Raw genomic sequence first — 3,659 nt, 5'->3', positions numbered from 1 at the left:
TACTGCGGCTCGACCGCATCGTCTCGCAGGTACCGCCTGATGGTGTTGCGAGACAGGCCCGTGCGCCGGGCTATCTCTCGGATGGACAGTTGCTCGCGCAGTGCCCAGCGCCTGATGACACTCAGTGTCGCCACGTCAATCACTCCTTCGCTCCCTGCCACCAAAAGCAGCAGGTTAGGGTTCTTGCGTGGGTCAGTTTTGGATGGAAATCCTCGGGCTCAGTGGGTCAGTTCTGGATGGAAATCAACACAGCATCGTCTCGATGCCGAACGGTGGCCGTCCCGTCTTCGCCTTCGGGTAGTGCGGCTGCACAATCTGCACCAGCGCAGCCCACGGCACCACTCGCTCCATCTCCTCCAGGAACTCCCGCTTGCGCGTCTTCTTGGTCGACAGATTCAGTCCCAGTCCCAGTTGCTTCATCGGCTCAACTCGCTTGGCGATCATGCCCTTCGTCTATGCAAGCCTCAGGCCGGTTTTGCAGAGTTTCCCTAGGCTGTCAACACGAGCTCTACGATGATGGCTGCGCCGCTCTTGGGCTTGAGAGCATCGTCGTTCGAGTCAAAGATCCGGGTTCGCCGAATGAATGCGTTGAGGTCATCTGCTCTCAGAATTCGAATTTTTCGGATCGCACTGCCCAGCAACGATCACTTGCGGATTTCATCGCGGCGAACGCAACCTTCTGCGCCGCGTTGACAAGCGCCATTCGAGGCATGAGTGTCGGCCTGATATAGACGGCCAATATGTGCACTCGACTGGTGAGTAGGAACCGAAGAATCTTCGGAACACTGACACGCGACAGTTCGTCTTGCCGGCTTAAATCGGGCGTCCAGAGTAAAGGACGATCAAACTTCACCGCAGCAGCGACGCTTCCAGCCGATCCACCACCTCGATCAGCCGCGGCCTCACCTCGTTCAACAGGAACTCCTTCGACAGGTTGAACGACGGTCCGCCGCAGTTGATCGCCATCGGCGGGAGCCCGCCGCCGGGGCGGAAGGCGCGCGCGATGCCGTTGACGTCCTTCTGCCATTCGCCGAACGAGGTGGCGACGCCGAGGGTGTGGTGGTCTTCGACGGCGCGCGCGATGCCGCGCTGCAGCTCGGGCCAGGCCACCTCGTCGAGCTCCTGCACGCGCTCGAGCACGTCCTGGCGCTCGCGCTCGCCGGCCAGCGCCAGCCAGGCCCGGCCGATCGCCGAGCTGGCCACCGGGATGCGCGAGCCGACGTCCAGGCTCAGCGTCAGCGCCGCGCTGCTGCGGCAGTTCTCGACATAGATCATCGACAGCCGGTCGCGCGTGCCCAGCGACACCATCGCGCGCGAGAAATCCGCCAGATCCTGCATCGCCGGGCGCGCCAGCTGGCGCACGTCCAGCCGCGCCAGCATCGCGCTGCCGAGCGACAGCGTCGCGGTGCCGAGCCGGTACTTGCCGCTGTCCTCGACCTGGATCAGGTAGCCCAGGCGCGTCAGCGTCGCCGTGAGCCGCGACACCGTCGACTTCGGCAGCCGGCAGCGCTGCGCGATCTCCTGGTTGCCCAGCGCCTTGTCGCCCGAGCGGTAGCAGGCCAGCACCTCCAGCCCGCGTGCCAGCGCGGTGACGAAATGGCGGTCTTCCTTGGGCCGCGGCGGGCTCGCGCGGCGCGGCCGGGACGGCGTTGGAAGAACCGCGGGTGTGTCGGAGGCAGGCGTTTCCATGGCGTCAGGAGAACGTTGATTGACAGTGGAAGAGGGCAACGGGAACAATCGGCGGCTGGCCCGACTCCGCAGAATGGTATTCCGCAATGCAGACCGATCACAAGGATTTCAAGGATTTCGGCAGCGACCGGCTGCGCCTGGGCGTGATCGGCGCCGGCGTGATGGGCCTGGGCATCGTGCAGATCGCCGCGCTGGCCGGGCTCGACGTGCTGGTGTTCGATGCGCGCCCGAACGGCGCGGCCCAGGGCTGCGAGAAGCTCGCCGCCACGCTGCGCTCGCTGCATGAGCGCGGCAAGCTGAGCGCGGCGCAGGCGGCCACGGCCACCGCGAAGTTCGAGCCCGTCACCACGCTCGAGGCGCTGCGCGACTGCGACGTCGTGGTCGAGGCCATCGTCGAAGACCTGGCGGCCAAGCAGGCGCTGTTCGGCGAACTCGAAGCGCTGGTGCGCGACGACTGCGTGCTGGCCAGCAACACCTCGTCGTTGTCGGTCACCGCCATCGCCGCGTCGCTGCGCGTGCCGGCGCGCGTGGCCGGCTTCCACTTCTTCAACCCGGTGCCGGTGATGAAGGTGGTGGAGGCGGTCGACGGCCTGCTCACCGACCCGGCCGTCACGCTGAACCTGCTGGCGCTGGGCCGGCGCCTGGGTCACACGGCGGTGCGCGCGAAGGACACGCCCGGCTTCATCGTCAACCACGCCGGCCGCGGCTTCGGCACCGAGGGCTTGCGCATCCTGTCCGAGGGCATCGCCGAGTTCCACGACGTCGACCGCGTGCTGCGCGACGTGGCCGGCTTCGTCGTCGGGCCCTTCGAGCTGATGGACATCACCGCGCTCGACGTGTCGCACCCGGTGATGGAATCGATCTACCGCCAGTACTACGACGAGCCGCGCTACCGGCCGCAGCCGCTGACGCGGCAGATGCTCTCGGCCGGGCTGGTCGGGCGCAAGGTGGGGCGCGGCTTCTACCGCTACGACGGCGGACAGAAGCAGGCCATCGCCGAAGCGCCCGCGCCGGCCGCGCGTCCGGCCGCGGTGTGGCTGGCGCCCGACGTGCCGGCGTCGCTGCGCGCGCTGGTCGCGACGCTGGGCACGCCGGTCGACGACGGCACCGTGCCACGGGCCGACAGCCTGTGCGTGGTCGCGCCGGTCGGCGACGATGCCACGACCTGCGCGCAACGCCACGGCCTCGATGCGCAGCGCACCGTCGCGGTGGAAACGCTGTTCGACCTGTCGCGCCGCCGCGTGGTGATGACCACGCCCGCCACCACGGCCGCCTGGCGCGACGCCGCGCACGGGCTGTTCGGCGCCGACGGCGTGCCGGTGACGGTGATCCGCGACAGCGCCGGGCTGGTCGCGCAGCGCGTCGTCGCGACCATCGTCAACATCGCCTGCGACATCGCGCAGCAGCGCATCGCGACGCCGGCCGACATCGACCTGGCCGTCAAGCTGGGCCTGAACTACCCGCTGCCGCCGCTCGCCTGGGGCGACCGGCTCGGCGCGCGCACGGTGCTGGCCATCCTCGAGCGGATGCACGCCTTCTACGGCGACCCGCGCTACCGCCCCAGCCCGTGGCTGAAGCGCCGCGCGTTGCTGGGCCTGTCCTTGCTGGTGGATGAAAACCCGCAGCAAGCCGGCGGGTGACACTTCCTGCCGACGCGCTACGCTGCGTGTCGGGCCGACCACTCCGGAGACTTTCCATGTCCACCTCCAAAGCCACCTTCCACTGGGACGACCCGCTGCTGCTCGAGCAGCAACTGTCCAGCGACGAGCGCCAGGTGCGCGACGCCGCGCACGACTACGCGCAGGGCCGGCTGGCGCCGCGCGTGCTCGAGGCTTTTCGCCACGAGCGCACCGATGCGGCGATCTTCCGCGAGATGGGCGAGCTGGGCCTGCTCGGCCCGACGATTCCCGAGGCCTATGGCGGTGCCGGCCTGAACTACGTCTGCTACGGGTTGGTGGCGCGCGAGGTCG

The 3,659-nt window shown here is 68.3% G+C and carries 4 protein-coding genes and 1 pseudogene; 2 read left to right on the top strand and 3 right to left on the bottom strand.

Features of this window, described 5'->3' with window-relative positions; all coding sequences use genetic code 11:
- From AC1DYN_RS31755 to AC1DYN_RS31745, 3 genes and pseudogenes are all read right to left on the bottom strand, one after another.
- Positions 1–143, bottom strand: a 143-nt coding sequence (locus AC1DYN_RS31755) for a helix-turn-helix domain-containing protein (RefSeq protein WP_477960262.1), incomplete at its 3' end; no start/stop codon positions are given.
- Between the two features lie 106 nt (positions 144–249).
- A pseudogene (locus tag AC1DYN_RS31750) lies at positions 250–420 on the bottom strand (transposase); the annotation flags it as partial.
- Between the two features lie 429 nt (positions 421–849).
- A complete protein-coding gene (locus tag AC1DYN_RS31745; protein ID WP_477966664.1) occupies positions 850–1,689 on the bottom strand; it encodes an IclR family transcriptional regulator in 840 nt (279 codons plus the stop codon).
- Positions 1,690–1,775: 86 nt separating this feature from the next.
- Between AC1DYN_RS31745 and AC1DYN_RS31740 the strand changes: the two genes are divergently transcribed.
- Both AC1DYN_RS31740 and AC1DYN_RS31735 read left to right on the top strand, forming a co-directional pair.
- Positions 1,776–3,329 (top strand): 3-hydroxyacyl-CoA dehydrogenase, encoded by a 1,554-nt coding sequence (locus AC1DYN_RS31740; RefSeq protein ID WP_477966662.1) that lies wholly within the window; start codon positions 1,776–1,778, stop codon positions 3,327–3,329.
- Between the two features lie 56 nt (positions 3,330–3,385).
- Positions 3,386–3,659: acyl-CoA dehydrogenase family protein (locus AC1DYN_RS31735; RefSeq protein ID WP_477966660.1), on the top strand; the 274-nt coding region annotated here is incomplete at its 3' end.

This window comes from Rhizobacter sp. P2_D12 (assembly GCF_056404395.1).
Note: the sequence above shows the minus strand (reverse complement) of the source record. Positions and strands in the feature narration are given on the sequence as shown.